General features: G+C 73.8%; 16 protein-coding genes. 8 read left to right on the top strand and 8 right to left on the bottom strand.

The window, feature by feature from the left end:
- Window positions 1-296: 296 nt before the first annotated feature.
- From BLW57_RS24870 to BLW57_RS24885, 4 genes are all read left to right on the top strand, one after another.
- Window positions 297-1,712, top strand: a complete 1,416-nt coding sequence (locus BLW57_RS24870) for an APC family permease (protein WP_093477522.1) — start codon at window positions 297-299, stop codon at window positions 1,710-1,712.
- A 149-nt stretch (window positions 1,713-1,861) separates the two neighbouring features.
- Window positions 1,862-4,516: a CocE/NonD family hydrolase gene (locus BLW57_RS24875; protein ID WP_176985968.1), complete on the top strand. Its 2,655-nt coding sequence runs from the start codon at window positions 1,862-1,864 to the stop codon at window positions 4,514-4,516.
- Window positions 4,513-5,376 (top strand): ABC transporter permease, encoded by an 864-nt coding sequence (locus tag BLW57_RS24880; RefSeq protein ID WP_093477524.1) that lies wholly within the window; start codon window positions 4,513-4,515, stop codon window positions 5,374-5,376. The genes BLW57_RS24875 and BLW57_RS24880 overlap by 4 nt, the downstream gene beginning before the upstream one ends.
- A 115-nt stretch (window positions 5,377-5,491) precedes the next feature.
- Window positions 5,492-7,411, top strand: a complete 1,920-nt coding sequence (locus tag BLW57_RS24885; RefSeq protein WP_093477526.1) for an AMP-dependent synthetase/ligase — start codon at window positions 5,492-5,494, stop codon at window positions 7,409-7,411.
- Window positions 7,412-7,463: 52 nt separating this feature from the next.
- Here the strand turns inward: BLW57_RS24885 and BLW57_RS24890 are convergent, their stop codons facing one another.
- Complete coding sequence (locus tag BLW57_RS24890) at window positions 7,464-7,868, bottom strand: rodlin (protein ID WP_093477527.1); 405 nt, start codon at window positions 7,866-7,868, stop codon at window positions 7,464-7,466.
- A 247-nt stretch (window positions 7,869-8,115) separates the two neighbouring features.
- Here BLW57_RS24890 and BLW57_RS24895 point away from each other — a divergent pair, with 247 nt between their 5' ends.
- The 3 genes from BLW57_RS24895 to BLW57_RS42900 all read left to right on the top strand — a co-directional run bounded on the left by BLW57_RS24895 (window position 8,116) and on the right by BLW57_RS42900 (window position 9,965).
- Window positions 8,116-8,514, top strand: a complete 399-nt coding sequence (locus BLW57_RS24895; protein ID WP_093477529.1) for a rodlin — start codon at window positions 8,116-8,118, stop codon at window positions 8,512-8,514.
- Between the two features lie 238 nt (window positions 8,515-8,752).
- Entirely contained in the window at window positions 8,753-8,980 is a 228-nt protein-coding gene (locus tag BLW57_RS24900) for a chaplin (RefSeq protein ID WP_093477530.1), read from the top strand.
- Window positions 8,981-9,098: 118 nt separating this feature from the next.
- Window positions 9,099-9,965, top strand: a complete 867-nt coding sequence (locus BLW57_RS42900; RefSeq protein ID WP_093477532.1) for a chaplin — start codon at window positions 9,099-9,101, stop codon at window positions 9,963-9,965.
- A 51-nt stretch (window positions 9,966-10,016) separates the two neighbouring features.
- On the opposite strand, the gene BLW57_RS24910 is transcribed toward BLW57_RS42900, so the two are convergent.
- On the bottom strand, window positions 10,017-11,273 hold the full coding sequence (locus tag BLW57_RS24910; RefSeq protein ID WP_093477533.1) for an NAD(P)-binding domain-containing protein: 1,257 nt from the start codon (window positions 11,271-11,273) through the stop codon (window positions 10,017-10,019).
- Window positions 11,274-11,427: 154 nt separating this feature from the next.
- Between BLW57_RS24910 and BLW57_RS24915 the strand changes: the two genes are divergently transcribed.
- Window positions 11,428-12,636: a glycoside hydrolase family 26 protein gene (locus tag BLW57_RS24915; protein WP_371127812.1), complete on the top strand. Its 1,209-nt coding sequence runs from the start codon at window positions 11,428-11,430 to the stop codon at window positions 12,634-12,636.
- Here BLW57_RS24915 and BLW57_RS24920 read toward each other — a convergent pair.
- The 6 genes from BLW57_RS24920 to BLW57_RS24945 are packed head-to-tail and all read right to left on the bottom strand — an operon-like array spanning window position 12,633 to window position 19,418.
- The gene (locus BLW57_RS24920; RefSeq protein ID WP_093477534.1) at window positions 12,633-13,766 is read right to left on the bottom strand and encodes a GNAT family N-acetyltransferase; all 1,134 of its coding nucleotides are present in this window, start codon (window positions 13,764-13,766) and stop codon (window positions 12,633-12,635) included. The two genes, BLW57_RS24915 and BLW57_RS24920, sit on opposite strands and share 4 nt — an antisense overlap.
- On the bottom strand, window positions 13,763-14,419 hold the full coding sequence (locus tag BLW57_RS24925) for a lipopolysaccharide biosynthesis protein (protein ID WP_093477535.1): 657 nt from the start codon (window positions 14,417-14,419) through the stop codon (window positions 13,763-13,765). The genes BLW57_RS24920 and BLW57_RS24925 overlap by 4 nt, the downstream gene beginning before the upstream one ends.
- Window positions 14,416-15,573, bottom strand: a complete 1,158-nt coding sequence (locus tag BLW57_RS24930) for a glycosyltransferase (RefSeq protein WP_093477536.1) — start codon at window positions 15,571-15,573, stop codon at window positions 14,416-14,418. Before BLW57_RS24930 ends, BLW57_RS24925 begins: the two co-directional genes overlap by 4 nt.
- Window positions 15,570-16,259, bottom strand: a complete 690-nt coding sequence (locus BLW57_RS24935; protein WP_093477537.1) for a polysaccharide deacetylase family protein — start codon at window positions 16,257-16,259, stop codon at window positions 15,570-15,572. The genes BLW57_RS24930 and BLW57_RS24935 overlap by 4 nt, the downstream gene beginning before the upstream one ends.
- Before the next feature lie 52 nt (window positions 16,260-16,311).
- The gene (gene murJ, locus BLW57_RS24940; RefSeq protein ID WP_093477538.1) at window positions 16,312-18,060 is read right to left on the bottom strand and encodes a murein biosynthesis integral membrane protein MurJ; all 1,749 of its coding nucleotides are present in this window, start codon (window positions 18,058-18,060) and stop codon (window positions 16,312-16,314) included.
- Entirely contained in the window at window positions 18,057-19,418 is a 1,362-nt protein-coding gene (locus BLW57_RS24945) for an O-antigen ligase family protein (RefSeq protein ID WP_093477539.1), read from the bottom strand. Before BLW57_RS24945 ends, murJ begins: the two co-directional genes overlap by 4 nt.
- Window positions 19,419-19,420 lie beyond the last annotated feature (2 nt).

Raw genomic sequence — 19,420 nt, forward strand, 5'->3', positions numbered from 1 at the left:
GCTGGACGAAACGGGTGGCGAAGGGGTGAACGGAAAATGACCTTCGAAAGCAAGGTCACGCACGCCTGAGTCTTGATGGATGCGCCTATTGGGCGTAACGGCCTGTGAAAGTGATGCAGAGGAGATCGTTCCACAACTGCGGATTTCGAAGGTAAACAGCCATTGACGCAGTGGTTTTCGTCGGGGTTCCCTATGGCAGCACCGGGAGCGGACGAGACGAACGTACGACGATCCGCCGGAGGCGATAGCGCTCCCGAACCCACCCCCAGTCGCACGAGTCGATCGGATTCCGCCGCATGACCGACACGCTCCGCCCTGTCGAGGCTCCCCTCGTAGAGGCCCCCGACAGTCCCCAGAGGCTCAAGCGCTCCATCGGCGTAGTCGGCGGCACCCTCCTGACCCTCTCGTGCGTCACACCGGCCTCCACGCTCTTCGTGGTCGTCCCCGACCTGTTCGGCTCCCTCGGCACCGCCACCGCCCTGACGATCGCCATCGGTTCCCTCCTCTGTATCGCCGTGGCGTTCTGCTACTCCGAGCTGGGCACCCTCATCCCCAGCGCGGGCGGCGAGTACGCCATGGTGTCGACGATGGCCGGACGCCTCGCCGGCTGGCTCGTCTTCGTCCTCTCCCTGCTGGTCGTCATGATCGTGCCGCCCGTCATCGCGATGGGCACCGCCGACTACCTGGCCCCGATCGTGCACCTCGACCCCGCGATGACCGGCGCCGGCGTCATGCTGCTCGCCACCCTCGCCGGCCTGCTCGACCTGCGCGCCAACGCCTGGATCACCGGCATCTTCCTGGTCCTGGAGGTCATCGCGGCCGGTGTCGTCGCGCTGCTGGGCTTCTCCCACAGCCACCGCGGCCTCGGCAGCCTGACCTCCATGCAGGTCGCGGGCTCCGGCGGGCACACGGACACCGTGACCGCGATGCTGGTGGTCTCCGGCCTCGCCATCGCCCTCTTCGTCACCCAGGGCTTCTCCACCGCGGTCTACCTCTCCGAGGAACTGGAGCACCCGCGCCGCAACGTCGCCCGCACGGTGCTCGCCACCCTCGCCATCTCCACCGTGATCATCCTGGTGCCGGTCGCCGCCATCACCATGGGCGCCTCCGACCTCCAGGAGCTGACCGGCGGAGACATCAGCTCCATGGTCACCGCCTGGTCCAACTCCGCGGTCGGCACCTTCGTCAGCCTCTGCGTGGCCCTCGCGATCATCAACGCCGGCATCGTCATGGTCATCCAGAACTCCCGCGTGCTGTTCGCCTCCGCCCGCGACAAGGCCTGGCCCGGCCCGGTCAACACCGTCTTCTCCAAGCTCGGCCGCTTCGGCTCCCCCTGGGTCGCCACGCTCGCGGTCGGAGTCCCCGGCGCGCTGCTCTGCTTCGTCAACCTGGACACCCTGTACGGCGTCACCGGCGTCTCCGTCACCGCCATGTACCTGCTGGTCGCGGTCGCCGCCCTGCTGGCCCGCCGCGGCTCCCACAAGCACACCCCCGCCTGGCGGATGCCGCTGTGGCCCGCGATGCCGATCGTGCTGATCGTGGTCCTCGCCTACATCCTCACCCAGCAGGAGGCGAGCTACCTGATCTGGACCGGCGGCATCACCGCCGTCGCCACCCTCTACTGGGCCCTCTACCTCCGCCCGCGCCGCGACACCCGCTGGCTGGTGTCCATCCCGGAGGACACTCAGCTCCCGGAGCACCCGCAGGCATGACCACGGGGGTACGTACCGCGCCTGGCGTACGCCGGGACCGGCCCGTACTCCGCGAGGAGGGTCCCCGGTTCAGACCGGCGGCAGCATCGCTTGTCGGCGCCGCCCCGTACGGTTGACGCATGGATCTTCGCCCGTCCCCCCGGGGGCGAATGAGGAAGGGCGTACCCGCGCTGCGGGGGCTGCTGAAGCGGCCGCGCCGGCTGATCGCCGCCGCGGCCGCCGTCGTGGTGCTCACCGGCGCCGGTACGTGGGCGACGGCGGCCGTCGGCTCCGAGGGCACACGGTCCGTGCGCGTCAGCGACCGGATCATGACCTTCGACGGTGTGCGCCTGGACACCTCCTTCTTCGCCCCGGCCGACGCCGGCCGCCACCCCGCCGTCCTGCTGGGCCACGGCTTCGGCGGCAGCAAGGACGACATGCGGACCCAGGCGGAGGACCTCGCCCGGCACGGGTACGCGGTCCTCACCTGGTCCGCGCGCGGCTTCGGCCACTCCACCGGGAAGATCGGCCTCAACGACCCGAAGGCCGAGGTCGCCGACGTCTCCCGGCTCGTCGACTGGCTGGCCGAGCAGCCCCAGGTCCGCCTCGACAAGCCCGGCGACCCGCGCGTGGGGATGGCCGGCGGCTCCTACGGCGGCGCCATCGCGCTGCTCGCCGCAGGACACGACGACCGCGTCGACGCCATCGCCCCGGCCATCACCTACTGGAACCTCGCGGACGCCCTGTTCCCGGGTGGCGTCTTCAAGAAGCTGTGGACCGGGATGTTCTTCAACACCGGCGGCGGCTGCGCCCGCTTCGAGCCCGCCCTGTGCCGGATGTACGACCGGGTCGCCGAGTCCGGCACCCCGGACGCGGCAGCCCGCGCGCTGCTGGAGGAGCGCTCGCCGTCCGCCGTCGGCGACCGCGTCAAGGTGCCCACCCTGCTGATGCAGGGCCAGACCGACTCCCTGTTCACCCTCGACCAGGCCGACGCCGCCACGAAGGCCATCAGAGCCAACGGCGCCCCGGTGGATGTCGACTGGATCGCCGGCGGACACGACGGCGGGGACATGGAGACCGGCCGGGTGCAGGCGCGCGTGCAGAGCTGGTTCGACCGGTACCTGAAGGGCGACAAGGGCACCGCCACCGGTCCCGCCTTCCGGATCACCCGCACCGGAGGCGTCGACTCCACCGACGGCACCGCCCAGCACCGCGGCGCGACCGCCCCCGCCTACCCCGGCCTGCACGACCACCCGCGCACCGTCGCCCTCACCGGAGGCACACAGCGCGTCGCCAACCCGGCCGGCGCCAGCCCGCCCGGCGTCTCCGCGCTGCCCGGCCTCGGCGGCTCGGGCGGTCTCGGTCAGCTCTCCGCGCTCGGTGTCGGGGTCTCCCTGGACTTCCCCGGGCAGTACGCGCGGTTCGACTCGGCGCCGCTCACCCGCGACCTGCGGATCACCGGCGCCCCGACCGCCACCGTCCACGTCACCTCCACCCGCGACGACGCGGTCCTGTTCGGCAAGGTGTACGACGTCGGCCCCGGCGGCACCCGCCAGGTCCTGCCCTCCCAGCTGGTCGCGCCCGTCCGGGTGAGCGGCGCCAAGGCGGGCAGGGACGTCACGCTCACCCTCCCGGCGATCGACCACGAGGTGCAGCGCGGCCACCGGATCCGCCTGGTCCTCGCCTCCACCGACCTCGGCTACGCCTCACCGGCCGCCCCCGCGACCTACACCGTCTCCCTGAAGGGAGACCTCGCCGTGCCAACGGCCCCGGCCGTCAGCACCGCCGCGGCACCTCTGCCCTCCTGGGTCTGGTGGCTGCCCGCGGCCGGTGCGGCGGCCGCCCTGGCGCTGCTGCTGACCACCCGCCGCCGTACGGCCGCCCCCGGACCCGACCCCGAGCTCACCGACGTCCCGCTCGTGATCACCGACCTCGCCAAGCGGTACGCCAGATCCACCGACCGGTACGCGGTGCGCGAGCTGTCCTTCCGGGTCGAGAAGGGCCAGGTGCTCGGCCTGCTCGGCCCCAACGGCGCCGGCAAGACCACCACCCTGCGCATGCTGATGGGTCTGATCACCCCGGACGACGGCGAGATCCGCGTCTTCGGGCACGCCGTCCGGCCGGGAGCCTCGGTGCTGTCCCGGGTCGGCGCGTTCGTGGAGGGCGCGGGCTTCCTGCCGCACCTGTCCGGCCGGGAGAACCTGGAGCTGTACTGGCGGGCCACCGGCCGTCCGGCCGAGGACGCGCACCTGGAGGAGGCCCTGGAGATCGCCGGCCTCGGTGACGCCCTCGCCCGCACGGTGCGCACCTACTCGCAGGGCATGCGCCAGCGCCTCGCCATCGCCCAGGCCATGCTCGGACTGCCCGACCTGCTCATCCTCGACGAGCCCACCAACGGCCTCGACCCGCCGCAGATCCGCGAGATGCGCGAGGTGATGATCCGCTACGCGGCCGGAGGCCGCACGGTGATCGTCTCCAGCCATCTCCTCGCCGAGGTGGAACAGTCCTGCACCCATTTGGTGGTGATGGACCGCGGCCGGCTCGTCCAGGCCGGCCCGGTCCGGGAGATCGTCGGCTCCGGCGACACCCTGCTGGTCGGTACCGCCACGCCCGTGGAGGAGCCGGTCGCGGAGAAGGTGGCCGCGCTGCCCGGTGTCGCCTCCGCCGTGCGCACCGACGACGGGCTGCTCGTCCGGCTCGAACCCGGCGGCACGGCCGAGCGGCTGGTCGTGGAGCTGGTGCGGCTGGAGGTGCCGGTCGCCTCCGTCGGCCCGCACCGCCGGCTGGAGGACGCGTTCCTGACCCTGATCGGAGGTACCGCATGAGCACGCTCGCCGAGCGCGCCGAGACGGCGTCCGGATACAGCGCGGGCCGCACCCTGCCCCTGCGGGTGGAGCTGGTCCGCCAGCTCAAGCGGCGCCGCACCCTGGTCATGGGCGCGGTCCTCGCCGTGCTGCCGTTCGTGCTGCTGATCGCCTTCGCCATCGGCGGCGAGCCGGGGGGCCGCAACAACCAGGTCACCCTGATGGACACGGCCACCGCGTCCGGCGCCAACTTCGCCGCGGTCAACCTGTTCGTCTCGGCCGGCTTCCTGCTGGTGATCCCGGTCGCCCTGTTCTGCGGGGACACGGTCGCCTCCGAGGCCGGCTGGTCCTCCCTGCGCTATCTGCTGGCGGCGCCCGTGCCGAGGGCCCGGCTGCTGTGGTCCAAGCTCGTCGTCGCGCTGGGGCTGAGCCTCGCCGCGATGGTCCTGCTGCCGGTGGTGGCCCTCGCGGTCGGCACGGCCGCCTACGGCTGGGGCCCGCTCCAGATCCCGACGGGCGGCGTGCTGGACGCGGGCACGGCGGCCCAGCGCCTGGTGGTCGTGGTCGCGTACATCTTCGTGTCCCAACTCGTCACAGCGGGGCTCGCGTTCTGGCTGTCCACCAAGACGGACGCCCCGCTGGGCGCGGTCGGCGGGGCGGTCGGCCTGACCATCGTCGGCAACGTCCTGGACGCCGTCACCGCGCTCGGCGACTGGCGCCACTTCCTGCCCGCGCACTGGCAGTTCGCCTGGGCCGACGCCGTCCAGCCCCGTCCGGAGTGGTCCGGCATGATCCAGGGCGCGGCGATCTCCGTGACGTACGCCCTCGTGCTCTTCGCCCTGGCGTTCCGGGGCTTCGCCCGCAAGGACATCGTCTCCTGACCCCGCCCGGCTGCCCGGGAGATCGCGCACGCCCCATTGACCTTTCCTTACTTATGAGTAAGTTGACGCACCGGTAAGGAGCTTGGCAGGGCACGAGCCGCGACCGGGAGCCGTCATGGGCGTACGCAGGGATCTGAAGCGGGCACGGCGGCGGACCGATCTGGCGGCCCGGAGCGCGGTGGAACTCGTGAGGGACGAGAGGGGCACCGTGCGCGAGGTGCGGGCGGCGCCCCTCGCGCCCGCGCTCACCACCGGGTCCCTGGCCGACCTGCCGTTCGCGCACGCGGACGAGACCCCCGACACGGTGCTCGTGCGCCGCCGCCTACAGGGCGCCTGGCACCCGGTCACCGCGGCCGCCTTCGCCACCGAGGTCGCCGCGGTCGCGAAGGGACTGATCGCCGCCGGTCTCGAACCGGGCGGCCGGGTCTGCGTGATGTCCCGCACCCGCTACGAGTGGACCGTCCTGGACTTCGCGATCTGGGCGGCCGGCGGCCAGTCCGTACCCGTCTACCCGACCTCCTCCGCCGAGCAGGTGGAGTGGATCGTGCGCGACTCCGGCGCCCGCTTCGCCGTCACCGAGACCGTCGGAAACGCCGCCACCGTCACCGCCGGCACCGCCGGCCACACCCGCCCCCCACGCCTGTGGCAGCTCGACGCGGGCGCCCTCGCCGACCTCACCACCCTCGGCGCGGACGTCCCCGACGACGACCTCGCCAAGCGCCGCGCCGGAACGACCCCCGACACCGTCGCCACGATCTGCTACACCTCCGGCACCACGGGCCGGCCCAAGGGCTGCGTCCTCACGCACGCCAACCTGCACGCCGAGGCCGCCAACACCGTCGAGCTGCTGCATCCGGTCTTCCAGGCCGTCACCGGCCGGACCGCCTCCACCCTGCTGTTCCTGCCGCTCGCCCACATCCTCGGCCGCACCCTGCAACTCGCCTGCCTGCTCGCCCGCATCGAGATCGGCCACTTCCCGAGCGTCCGGCCCGACGAACTGAGGCCCGCGCTCAAGGAGTTCCGGCCCACCTTCCTGGTCGGGGTGCCGTACCTCTTCGAGAAGATCCACGACACCGGGCGCGCCACCGCCGAGAAGATCGGCCGCGCCGCCTCCTTCGACCGCGCCGAGCGGGTCGCCGTCCGCTTCGCCGAGGCGTACCTGCGGAAGTTCCTCGGCACCGGCAGGGGCCCCGGCCCCGGCCTCTACGCCGCCTGGGCCCTGTACGACCTGCTGGTCTACCGGCGCATCCGCGCCGAGCTGGGCGGCCGCATGCGGTACGCCATCAGCGGCGGCTCCCCCCTGGACCGCAACCTCAACCTGTTCTTCCACGCTGCCGGGATCGTCGTGCACGAGGGCTACGGCCTGACGGAGACCTCCGCCGCCGCCACCCTCGTGCCCCCGCTCGGCCCCCGCCCCGGCACCGTCGGCCTGCCCGTCCCGGGGGCCGCCGTACGCATCGCCGACGACGGCGAGGTGCTGATCAAGGGGGAGATCGTCTTCGGGTCGTACTGGAACGACCCGGCTGCCACTGACGCCGTGCTCACCGACGACTGGTTCGCCACCGGGGACCTCGGTGCGCTCGACGAGGAGGGCTACCTCACCATCACCGGCCGCAAGAAGGACGTCCTCGTCACCTCCGGCGGCAAGAACGTCTCCCCGGCCGTCCTGGAGGACCGGCTGCGCAGCCGCTCACCCGTCGGCCAGTGCGTGGTCGTCGGGGACAACCGGCCCTTCGTCGCCGCCCTGGTCGTCCTCGACCCGGAGGCACTCGCCCACTGGCTGGCGGTGCGTGGACTGCCGGCGGACACACCGGTCGCGGATCTGGCGGGCGACGAACGGCTGCGGGCCGAGGTGCAGAAGGCCGTCGACCACGCGAACGAGGCGGTCTCCCGCGCCGAGTCCATCCGCGCCTTCGCCCTCGTCGAGGGGGAGTTCACCGAGGAGAACGGACTGCTGACCCCGTCGCTGAAGGTCAGACGGCACGCGGTGACGGCCGCGTACGCGGAGACGATCGAGGCGCTCTACCGTCGCTGAAACGCCGCAGCGGGCCGCCGAGTTGCTCGGCGACCCGCTGCACGGACCGGGGTCAGTTACCGGTTTCCGAGTTCTGCGACAGGACCGACACGTCCTCCAGCAGGTGCGCCAGCGCACCGTCGCGCTTGGCGTTGGTGCTGTTCTCGGTGCACTGCTGCTGCATGTGGTCCGACAGGATCGGGAGGTCCTGGACATTGACGCCGACGAGGGCGCCGACACCGACCGGGATGTCGTTGACCGCGATGCAGGGCTTGTTGAAGGAGCCCTGGATCAGCGCGATCTGGGGGCTCATGTTTCCGTACGTGGCCGAGTTGCCGTAGCTCTGCCAAGCACCGTTGCCGTTCGCGGCGGTCGGCCCGCTGTCGTTCCCGATCGCCAGCGCCTGCGGTGCCGCGGCAGCGGAGGCGCCCATGGCGGAAGCGGCGACGGCCGCAGTGGCAACAATCTTCCTGATCACTGGCCAGTCCTTTCTGAGGAAACCCCGTCCACCGGAGCGTTCTGGACAACTCCCCCGGCCCCGTGTGGTTTCTCCCGTTCACTCCCACGGCGGACAGCGCGGACTGGTGGTGCACTTTTAGGCTTTGGTGATTTCCGGCCCCGTCCACGGCCGTGCGGGCCAACCGGGTGAATGGGCGCAACCATTCCTGGTGGGCCGGGTTGATGTCGCCGTAGGACATGCGTCGCTACGAGGAAAGGAACGCGAAGTGCTCAAGAAGGCAATGGTCGCCGCTGCGACCGCCGCTTCTGTCGTGGGAATGGCGGTGGCGGCCGCGCCGCAGGCGCTTGCCATCGGCAACGACGACGGACCGACCGTCGCCAACGGCAACGGCGCCGTGTCGTCGTTCGGCAACTCCGCGACGAAGGGCAGCATGAGCCCGCAGCTGTCGCTGGTGCAGGGCACGCTCAACAAGCCGTGTGTCGGCGTCCAGGACGTCGACGTCGCGGTCGACGCCCTCATCGGCGTCACCGCCCAGGACATCCCGATCCTGTCGGACCACCTCCAGCAGCAGTGCGACGACAACTCGTCGAACACCAAGCGGGACGGTGCGGTCTCTCACGTTCTGGAAGACCTGTCGGTTCTTTCGTCCAACGGCGAAGGCTGAGCCGACCGGGTCGGGCCCGGGCCGTCCGCTGCTTTTGTCTGCGGGCTGCCCGGGCCTTTCCACGTTCATTTCGAGGGAGCTGTACGGGGCATAGCGGGTGCGATCGAGTGATAATCCATCAGTTCGCGTTCCGAGATGGCGAATTCCGTCAATCCCTCGTTCCGTGCCACGACCGTCCACGTCGTGTCTGCACGGTTCTGGCCGTCATTGGGGCATGACCCCAGAGAAGGGAACATCCATGAAGAAGAGCGTTGCTCTCGTCGCCGGCGCCCTCCTGGCCCTCGGCATGGCCGCTCCGGCCTTCGCCGACTCCGGCGCCAACGCCGGCGCCGCCAACTCCCCGGGCGCCCTGTCCGGCAACGTCATCGAGGCTCCGGTCCACGTGCCGGTCAACGTCTGCGGTGACTCGGTCGACGTCATCGGTCTGCTCAACCCGGCGCTCGGCAGCGGCTGCGCCAACAGCTGAGACGCACCACAACTCACCAGCCTCCGGCTGTGTACCGCCGGCCTCGGATCGTCGATCGCTTTCGACTCTGCGCTCCGAGGCCGGCTCTTCCACTTCTACGAGCAGGAAGACAACGAGATTGCGACAGACCCTCAGTAAGGGCATGGTCGTGGCCGCGGCCGCGACCGGCATGCTGTCCCTGTGCGGCGGCGCCGCGCTCGCCGACACGGAGGCGCACAGCGTCACCCAGGGTTCGCCGGGCCTGGTGTCCGGCAACAGCGTCGAGGTTCCGGTGAACGTCCCGGTCAACGTCTGCGGCAACTCCGTGGACGTGGCAGCCGCCCTGAACCCGGCCTTCGCCAACGCCTGCGCGAACGACGACGAAGCGCAGGACAACGGTGGCAGGAGCCTGCACCGTACCCGAGGTGACTCCGACGGGGCCGGCACCCGCGCCCACGGAAACCACCCCCGCTCCGGCGGCGACCAGTCCGCGCCGCCCTCGTACGGCGACGAGGACGAGGAGTCGACGCCGCCTTCGTCGCCGCCCTCGTACGGCGACGAGGACCACTCGAAGCCGCCGTCGTACGGGGACGAGGACCACTCGACGCCGCCGTCGTACGGCGGTGACGACCACACGACCGCGCCTCCCTACGGCGGCGAGGACCACACGACCCCGCCCTCCACCCCGCCGTCGACGCCGCCGTCGTACGGCGGTGACGACCACACGACCGCGCCCCCCTACGGCGGCGAGGACCACTCCACCCCGCCTCCGTACGGCGGCGACGACCACACGACCGCGCCCCCCTACGGCGGCGAGGACCACTCCACCCCGCCCGGATACGGCGAGGACGACACCCCGCCCCACGGTGGGCATCACCACCGGCCCAGCCTCCCGCACACCGGCGGTGACGCCCGGGCCATGCTCGCGACCTCGGCCGCCAGCGCCGCGCTGATCGCGGCCGGGACGATCCTGTACCGCCGCGGCCGGGCAACCTCCCGTCGGTAGGGCGCCGGGTGCCGGTCCCGAGCGCCCGGCACCCCGCGACCTCCGGCGTCCTCAGTGCCGTACCGCGTGCGGTGCTCCGCCGGTCCGGCCGGCCGGGATCCGCCAGCCGGCCGGTCCCGCGCGCAGCCGCCGCCGCACCCCTCGTACCAGCGTGCCCGCCGTGAAGGCCGCGCCGTGCACGAAGCGCATCGCCGGGCCGAAGCCCGCCGCGGTGACCGGACCGGCCAGGAAGAGCCCGGGGTACGACGACTCGAACTCCAGCCCCACCTCGGGTGCCCCGTCGGCGCCCGCCGCCAGCAGCGCGCGCAGCTCGGGGGAGAGCAGGCGCAGCCGGTCGACCGTGGCGCGGAAGCCGGTCGCCGCGATCACATGACCCGTCGCCAGCACCCCGGCACCGCCCTGCCGGACCGCCGTCTCCAGACGCAGCCCGCCCGGCACCTCGTGCGCCGCGACCACCGTGCGTCCGGTCAGGATCTCCACCCGCTGCTCCACCCGCTCGCGCAGCCACCAGGCACCCGCCGGGCCCAGCGCCCGGGACGCGATCCGTACCCGCGTCCGCTCGGGCAGCCGCCGGTACAGGTCAGGCCGCCCGGCGTAGAACCCGTTCCGCCAGCCGGTGCCGAGCCCGCTGTACGGGGAGCGGGCCGCACGCCACCAGGGACGCTCCCGGGGCGGCGGCACCTCGTTCCAGCGCAGCCGGTCGGCCAAGGCCAGGACCCGCACCCGCGTGCCCTGTTCGGCGAGGAGCGCGGCGGTCTCCAGCGCCGACTGGCCGCCGCCGACCACGGTGACGTCCCGGTCGCGGAAGCGGTCGAGGGAGGCGTGGTCGCTGCTGTGGGAGACCAGGGCCGGGGGCAGGCCGCGCAAGGGGGCCGGGATCTCGGCGAAGGGCAGGACGCCCACGGCCAGCGCGACCGTCCTCGCGGTCAGCGTCCCGCCGTCCTCGGTGACGGCCTCGAAACCGCCGGTGCGCGGCGCCACCCGGGTCACGGTCCGCTGTTCGAGCATGGGCACGGCGTTGCGGGCGAACCACGTGCCGTACTCCGCGAACACCTCCAGCGGGATCGGCTCGGCGTGCCGGGACCGCTCCCCGCGGAAGGCGCAGAAGACGTCGAGGCGCCAGCGGCCCTCGGGGTCGGAGAGGTCGGACGCCCAGGACTCCGACGTCAGGAACATGCCGCGGGGCATGTGCTCGCGCCAGGTCTGCATGGGCCGTCCGAGTACGCGGACGTCGAGTCCGGCCGCCGTGGCGTGCGACGCGATGGACAGGCCGTAGGGGCCCGCGCCCACCACCAGCAGGTCGTGCATCAGCAGCTGCTCACCTTCTCGTCCGTTCGCCCGTGCGGGGGTTCGGGTCACCTGTTAGCCGTAACCGCGCCGGGCGGAATTCATATCGGTATGACCGTCCGTCAATAACAGGGACAGCAATGCGGGAACGCAGTCGAGCGGAGGGAGGAGCAGCGTGGCTCCTCGGCACAGGGCTTCTCAGCAGTACGCGGCTCCACAGCGGCGGCGGCGCCGCCTCGGGCGGCTGACCGGCATCGCGGCGGCGGTCGCCGCGTCGCTCGTGCTGGCGGCCGCTCCCGGACCCGGAGCGGGGGGCGCACGGACCGTGGAACCGTCCGCGCCCGCCCCGGCGGCGGGCAGCGCCGCCGACACCGTCCCGCCCTTCGGCGTCTTCCTCGACTCCGGGCCGCTCGGGGTGGCCCGCATGGCCGCGATGAGCGCCTGGCTCGGCGGGACCGAGTTGAAGGTCGCCCACACCTACCTGCCCGGCGGAACCTGGCGCGACATCGAGGGGCCGCCCGGCTTCCTCGACGCGTGGGCGCAGTGGCGGCGGCAGAAGTCCGACCGGACCCTCGTCCTCAACGTGCCGATGCAGGAGCGCAACGAGGAGGGCCTGTCCGACGACGAGGTACGGGGGCTGCTGAGCCAGGCAGCGGCAGGCGCGTTCGACCACCATTTCAGAACCCTGGCCGAACAGTTGGTGCGGCTGGACGTCCCGGACACGGTGATCGTGCTCGGCTGGGAGATGAACGGCATCACCTACACCCACCGTTGCGGACCGGACCCCGAGGCCTGGAAGACGTACTGGAGACGGATCGTCACGGCCATGCGCGCGGTGCCCGGCCAGAGGTTCCGGTTCGACTTCACGCCCTCCCGCGGCCGGGACGCCGTGCCGTGGACCGACTGCTACCCCGGGGACGACACCGTCGACATCATCGGCATGGACTCCTACGACCAGCCGGCGGGCATGTCGTTCGACGAGCAGGTGGCTGAGCCCTACGGGCTCCAGCAGCACGTGGACTTTGCCAGAGCCCACGGCAAGCCCGTCTCGTACCCGGAGTGGGGGCTGTTCCGCAACGGTGACGACGCCGAGTACATGCGGCGCATGCTCGCCTGGTTCGACGAGCACGGACCGGTGTACAACACGCTGACCGACTACTGCCCGCACGGCGTGTGGCAGTGCGCCGCCAACCCCAGGGCGTCGCAGGCCTATCGGACGGCGCTGTACGGCCGCACCGGCGAACGCACCCCGTCCGAGCCGGTCCCGACCCCGCCGCAGCCGGCACCCGCCGACTGCTCGCCGCCGGACCTCGGCGACTGGATCGAGTCCCTGCTCGGCCGGAAACTCTGCCTGCCCCTCGGCCGGTGGTCGGCGAACCGCTAGCCCCGCCCCCGTTCCCGCCACCGGCGCAGCACCTCCCTGCCCCGGTGCCGGGCGGCCGCGTCGCACAGCGCGGCCGTCAGCAGCGGGGCGGTGCGCCGCCGGGCCAGCAGCAGCCGCTGGTTGACGACCGGTTCGGGACGCCAGTGGTGCTTGTACGGCTCGTCACCGCGCAGCAGACTCAGTGTGCCCCGCCCGCCCGGGCCGCAGCCCGCCGCGTGCTCCGCGCACGCGTCCAGCAGCATCACCGCCACGTCCGCCTTCCGCTCCCGGAGGCCGGGATGCGCGCCGTACAGGTAGCCGCCGACCAGGCTGCGCGACAGCAGGGTCAGGTCGACGGCGACCACCTCGCCGTCGATCAGGAACTCGGTGACCACCGCGTTCCCGGACCGCACCATCGGACCGACCGCCCGCACCAGATGCGCGCGGAACCGCGGCTGGAGGTGCTCGGACGTCACCTTCCGCCCCTGCCACTGCAACCGGTGCAGCTCCAGCAGCCGGCCGAGTGCGGCGTCCACCTCCTCGGGGCCGACCGTGCGCCGGGTCACGCCGAGCGCGTCCAACTTGCGCAGCTTGGCCCGCACCCGCTGGGCCTTCTGCGACGGCAGCCGCGCCACCAGTCCGTCCATGGGCAGGGCGGGCAGCTCCAGGCACGGCGAGTCCCCGAGCGTGCGGTGCGGTCCGCGCCAGCGGTCGTGGACCCGCTGCACGGTGCCGCCCGGGCGCACCTCGCGGAAGTCGACGAGTGCCGTGCGTGCCGCGTCCGCCAGCGCCTCGGTGAGCGCGTCGGCCACGCGCCCGTCGTCGCCGTCGTCCAGCAGCACGTCCGCGTAGTCGGAGATCGGGCCGCCGAGCGGTACCAGCGCGGGCAGCGGGCGGCGGACCAGCATCAGCGGGGCCGCGGCCAGCAGTTCACCGTCGGAGCGCACGAGGAGCAGCCGCAGCCGGCCGCGCCTGCCGTACGACAACCACCACGAGTGCAGCCAGGCGTGGCTCTGGAACGGGGTCGCGGCGGCACACCGCGCGTGCAGCCGTCCCCATGCCGGGGCCAGGGCCGCGAAGACCTTCTCGTCGGTGACGAGTTCGGCGGTGACGGCGGCCCGGGTGGTGGGCGCCGTGCGCGTCGCCGTCACAGCCGGCCGCGGGCGTCGGCGGCCACGGCCGGTGCGGGCACCGACGCCGGCCGCAGCAGTTCCCCCTCCGGGCGGCGCCGCGGCCGTACCAGCAGCGCCAGCCCGCCGAGCAGGCCGCCCCCGCTCGCCCCGACCAGACCGGTCAGCCCGGCGGAGGGTGAGGTGGGCGAGGCCGGCCGCACGGCCCGGGAGAACTGCACCAGCTGGACGTGCGTGTCGGCCTTGGTGCCGTTCGCCTGCGCGGTGAGCGCGGCGGCCACCGCGTTGGCCATGGCGGCCGCCTGGGCGGGGCGGGCGGAGGTGGCGGAGACGGCGACCATCGGGGCGTCCGGCGAGGTCGCGGTGCGCACGCTCTCCCGCAGGGTGTCCACCGGCACTCCGGCCAGCCCCTGCGCGTCGCCGAGCACCGCGAGCTGGGTGGCGACCCGGCCGTAGGCCTGCGCGAAGCCCAGCGCCGAGGACGTGTCCGACCGGTCCGTGGGTACGACGACGACATAGCTGGTCGCCGTGTACGTCGGCGTCTTCAGCCCGCCGTACGCACCGCCCAGCAGCCCGCCCGCGAGGACCCCGGCGGCCACCAGCGACCAGGGGGGCAGCGCGCGGACGCGGGCGAGGCGGGCGGTGCGGTGGCGCCGGCTGTGATGGTCGGTCATGACGGTCTTGCTCCCTGCTGGACGGGGACTCGGGTGGACGCGGGGGCGAGCGCCGCCGTGTAGACCTCCATGAGGCGGGCGGCGCTGCGGGTGATGCAGTAGTGACGGGCCGCCTCGGGGGCGGTGCGCGGGCCGGGGCCGGCGGCGCGGACGGCGGCGAGCGCGCGGGCGTAGGCGCCGGCGTCGCACGGGACGCGCACCGCGTCCGGGGCGGCCTCGGGCGGCAGGTCCTGAAGGGCGGGGCAGGAGGTGTAGCGCACCGGCAGCCCGGCCGCGAGCGCCTCCACCGCGGCGAGCCCGAACGCCTCCTCGGGGGACGGCGAGGCCAGCACGTCCATCGCGGAGGCCAGCGCGGGCAGGGCGGGTCCGGGCGAGCCGTCGGCCAGGTACGGCCGCTCGCCGGCGAACAGCACCCGGTCGGCGACCCCCGCCGCCCGTGCCGCCTGCCGCAGGGCCCCTTCCTCCGGGCCGCCGCCGACCAGCAGCAGCCGGCAGTCGGCGGGCAGCCCGGCCAGGGCGTGGATCAGGACGTCGAAGCGCTTCCCAGGGGCGAGCCGGCCGATGCCGCCGACGACGAACGCGTCGGCCCCGAGACCGAGTTCGTCCCGGACCCGCCGACGGGCCGCCGGGTCGAAGGCGAACCGCGCCCGGTCGATGCCGTTGGGGACGACCGCGATCCGCGGCCCGGGCACGCCCCAGCGGCCGAGCCGTTCGGCGACCGTGGGGGAGACGGCGACGGTCGACCGGCCCAGCCGTTCGCCCAGGAGGTACAGGCCGCGCACGCCCGCCGTGAGCGGACGGCCTTCCATCTGCGAGTCCCCGAGGGAGTGCTCGGTGGCGACGACCGCGCGGACCCCGGCCAGCCGGGCGGCGATCCGCCCGTACAGACAGGCCCGGTACAGATGCGTGTGCACCAGGTCGTAACGGCCGCGCCGGACGATGCGGGCCAGCCGGGGCAGCGCGGCCAGGTCCCGGTTCCCGGTCATGCCGAGGTCCACCACCCGCACCCCGTCGGCGGCCAGCCCGGCCGCGACCGGGCCGGGGTTGGTCAGCGTCACCACGTCGCAGCGCACCGGCAGATGCCGCAGCAGCAGCCGTAGTTGCTGCTCGGCACCGCCGACACCGAGCCCGGTGATGATGTGCAGCGCCCTCACAGCCCCTCCACGGGCCGCCGGCGCAACCGGTGCAGCCGCCGCTTGAGGAACAGGCGTACGGCGGTGTCGTTCTGCCCGACGTGGACGCGCGGCAGGACGTGCGGGCCGTTCAGCCGGCCGGGGTCGATGGCGCAGGCGTAGCCGTACCCGGCGTCCCGCACGGCGTCCACCGCCCGCCGGTCGACCGTGCCGTACGGATAGCAGAAGCCGGTGACCGGCCGCCCGGTCAGCTCCTCCAGCAGGGCCCGGCTCTCGGTGGTCTCGGCGGTGAGCAGGGCGTCGTCGGCCCGTGTGAGGTCGACGTGGGTGAGGCCGTGCGAGCCGATCTCCACCCCCGCGTCGGCCACGCGCCGGATGCCGGCGGCGGTCAGCAGCGGTTTGCGCGGGCCCAGCGGGTCCCAGGCGTTGTCGCCGCCGAGCCGGCCGGGCAGGACGAACAGGGTGGCGGTGCATCCCCAGCGCTCCAGCAGGGGCAGGGCGTTGTCGAGGAAGTCGGCGTAGCCGTCGTCGAAGGTCAGGCCCACCAGGTCGCGTCCCCCGTCGCGCGCCCGCGCGGCGAGCAGTTCGGCCACCGACACCCCGCGCAGCCCCCGCCGGCGCAGCCAGTGCAGCTGCCGGTCCAGGCGCTCGGGGGTGACCGTGACGCGGTACGGGTCGTCGGTGCAGTCGCCGACGGAGTGGTACATGGCGATCCAGGGGACCGGTCCGGTCGTGGCCGGCCGGACGGGGACGGCGGGCTCAGCGGAAGACGGCATGGGCGACCCTTCGGGTGCGGGTGCTTACGAGACGGAGTGCGGGTGCGAAACCCTGGGCCCCCAGGGCGCAGCCCAGCAGGGCGAACACGACGGTGACGGTGGCGCCGCCGGCCACGAGAGCGGCGAGCGGCGCCGGAGGCAGGGTCGCGACCCAGGCGCCGGCCCCGCCGGCGGCCGCGGCCGCCACCAGCGGCCGGCCGAGCCCGCCCAGCACCTGCCGGGTCCGCAGGGGCACACCACGGCGGCCCGTGCCGGCCAGCAGCAGGACAGCGGTGACCGTGATGCCGGCGGCGTTGGCGGCGGCGATCCCGGTGACGCCCCGGGTGCCGACGGTCCAGTCGCCGATCCAGAAGGTCACGGCCAGGCCCACGGCCATCGCACCGGCCGGGTACCAGGTGGCGCGGCCCGCCGAGAAGTACGAGCGGATCAGGACCCCGGTCAACGTCTGGCCGAGCAGCCCGAGCGCGTACACGCGCATCACCGCGGCGGTCGCCGCGGTGTCCGCGGCCGTGAACGCACCCCGCTGGAACAGCAGGCCGATCAGCTGCGGGGCGCAGGCGATCACCGCGGCGGCGCCCAGCAGCACCACGGCGGCGGCCACCGCCAGGTCCCGCTCCACCCGTGCCCGGGCCCGCTCGGTGTCGCCCTCGGCCAGCGCCCGCGCCACCACCGGGAAGGTGACCGTGCACAGCATCGTCGACAGCGTCATCGGGATCTGCGCGACCTTCTGCGCGTAGTTCAGATGCGAGATGGCACCGGCGGGCAGCCCGGAGGCGAGGAACCGCTCGATCAGCACCTGCGACTGCCGGCCCAGCGCGAACAGCAGCACGCTCGCCAGCAGCGGCACGTCCATCGGCCGCGTCTCGGGGGTGTCCCCGGGGCGCGCCCGGGCGGTACGGCGGCGGCTCAACTGCCCGAGCAGGGACGGCAGCTGCACCAGCACCATCAGGCAGCCGCCCGCCGCGACCCCGACCGCGGCCGACCGCACCCCCCAGCGGCCGCCGAGGGCGTACATCGCCGTGACGATCCCGATGTTGTAGGCGACGTAGATGGCGGCCGGCGCCAGGAAGCGGCGGTGCGCCCGGAGAGCCGCGCTGCAGTACCCGGCGAGGCCGAAGCTCAGCACGCAGGTCGCGGAGAGCCGGGTGCAGTCCACGGCGAGACCCGGATCGGGCAGGCCCGGCGCGAGGACCCCGACGAACTGCGGTGCCGCCAGCACGAGCAGTGCGCCCACCGCCGCGAACGCCAGCGCCAGCCGCGGCAGCGTGCCCGCCACCAGTGAGCGGACCGGGTCCCCCGCGGCGCCCTGCGCACGGCGGGCCAGGGCCAGGCTGAACGCCGGGATCAGCGCGAACGCCAGCCCGTCCTCGATCAGCAGCGTGGCCGCGAACTCCGGCACGGTCCAGGCGACCAGGAAGGCGTCGGTGCCCCGCCCGGCACCGAACAGACGGGCCAGCGACTGGTCCCGCACCAGCCCGAGCAACGCCGCCGCGACCGTGAGGGAGGCCGTGAGCAGGGTGGCCCTGGCGAGGAAACGGCCGGTGGGCGGGGCGTGTTCGGGAGCGCCGGCCGGCTCCCCGGAACGGGCCTTCGGCACGGTGCGGCCGCCGGTGCCCGCGTCGGCCCGCGGCAGGCGTACGACGTCCGCCGCCGGTCCGTGCGCGGCGCCGGACGCGCGCGCCCTGCCGGTCTCGGGGCCCGGCGGCCGTCCGGGCCCGCGGGTGTCGCTCATCTCAGTGCCGCCTGCCCGGCCGGCGCCCGCAGCCCGCCCGGCACGGCGGTGCCCGGACCGGTGCCGGCCCGGTCGCCGCCCACCAGGGCCCACCAGGCGACCAGACCGATGCACACCGCCGTCAGCACGGTGGAGGGACCGCCGATGTCGGCGTACGCGAAGTCCACCAGCTGCCAGACCAGCAGTCCGCAGGCGATCAGCGGGCACTCCAGATCCACCCCGCCGGCCTTGCGCACCCACCACAGTCCGCGCAGGGCGCACACCAGCAGGGCCAGCCAGCCGCCCGCGAGGCACAGCAGCCCGATCAGTCCCTGTTCGCCGAGGACCAGCAGGTACATGTTGTGCGGGGAGAGCAGCGGCTGCCTGCGGAAGGCGGCACCCGCGCCCTCGGTGTCGCTCCCGGAGGACAGCGCGAGCGAGGCGTGCCCGTCCCGGTACTCCGGGAAGCCCTTCAGCCCGACCCCGGTCAGCGGGTGCTCGCGCCACATGTCGGCGGCCGCCGCCCACATCGTGTACCGGTCGGTGACCGACTGGTCGGGCGCGTCGGCGACCTGCCCGATGCTGTCGATCCGCTCCTGCAGCATCGCCGTACCCACGCCCAGCCCGCCCACCAGGACGACGCAGGCGGCCACCACGACCGTGCCGACCCGGAGCGCCCGGCGCAGCCCGGACAGCGTCAGCTGCACGGTGAGCGTGACGGCGGTGGCGATCCACGCGCCCCGGCTGAAGGACAGGGCGAGGGGCAGGAGCAGGGCGAGGGCGCAGCCGGCGGCGAGAGCGCGCTCCCGGGCCGCCGAGCGGCCGAGCGCCAGGCCCACCGCGCACACCAGCCCGAAGGCCACCACCGTCGCCATGCCCATCACGTCGCTCGCCCCGAAGGTGCCGACCGCGCGGACGTCCTCGCCCTGGTAGGAGGCGCCGGTCCCGGTGAGGTACTGGTGCACCCCGATCCCGCCCTGCCAGCCCGCGAGGGCCACGAACGACCAGGCCAGCAGCCGGAAGTCGGACCGGTCGCGGACGAGCAGCACGACGGCCGCCGGGACCAGCACGAAGATCTGGAGGTAGCGGCCGAGGCCGCTGATCCCGGCGCCCGGTGCGACCGCGTTCATCGCGGCGAGCGTCAGGCCGGCCACCGGCAGCCCGAGGACGAGGGCCGCGGTGCGGTCGAGCGGGCGGCGGCGGTCGCGCAGCAGCCGTACCGCGCAGAAGACGACGACGAGCGCGGACAGTGCGTCGGCGGGACCCGCGCCGCCTTCGCCGCCGGGCGTGACTGGCAGTGCGAGAGCGGCGACGACGGCCACCACGGCCAGCACCGGGCGGAACCGCGGGGGCCGGCGGAGCGGCGGGGCGAGGGCCATGG

The organism is Streptomyces sp. 1222.5 (assembly GCF_900105245.1).
Taxonomy (GTDB): domain Bacteria; phylum Actinomycetota; class Actinomycetes; order Streptomycetales; family Streptomycetaceae; genus Streptomyces; species Streptomyces albidocamelliae.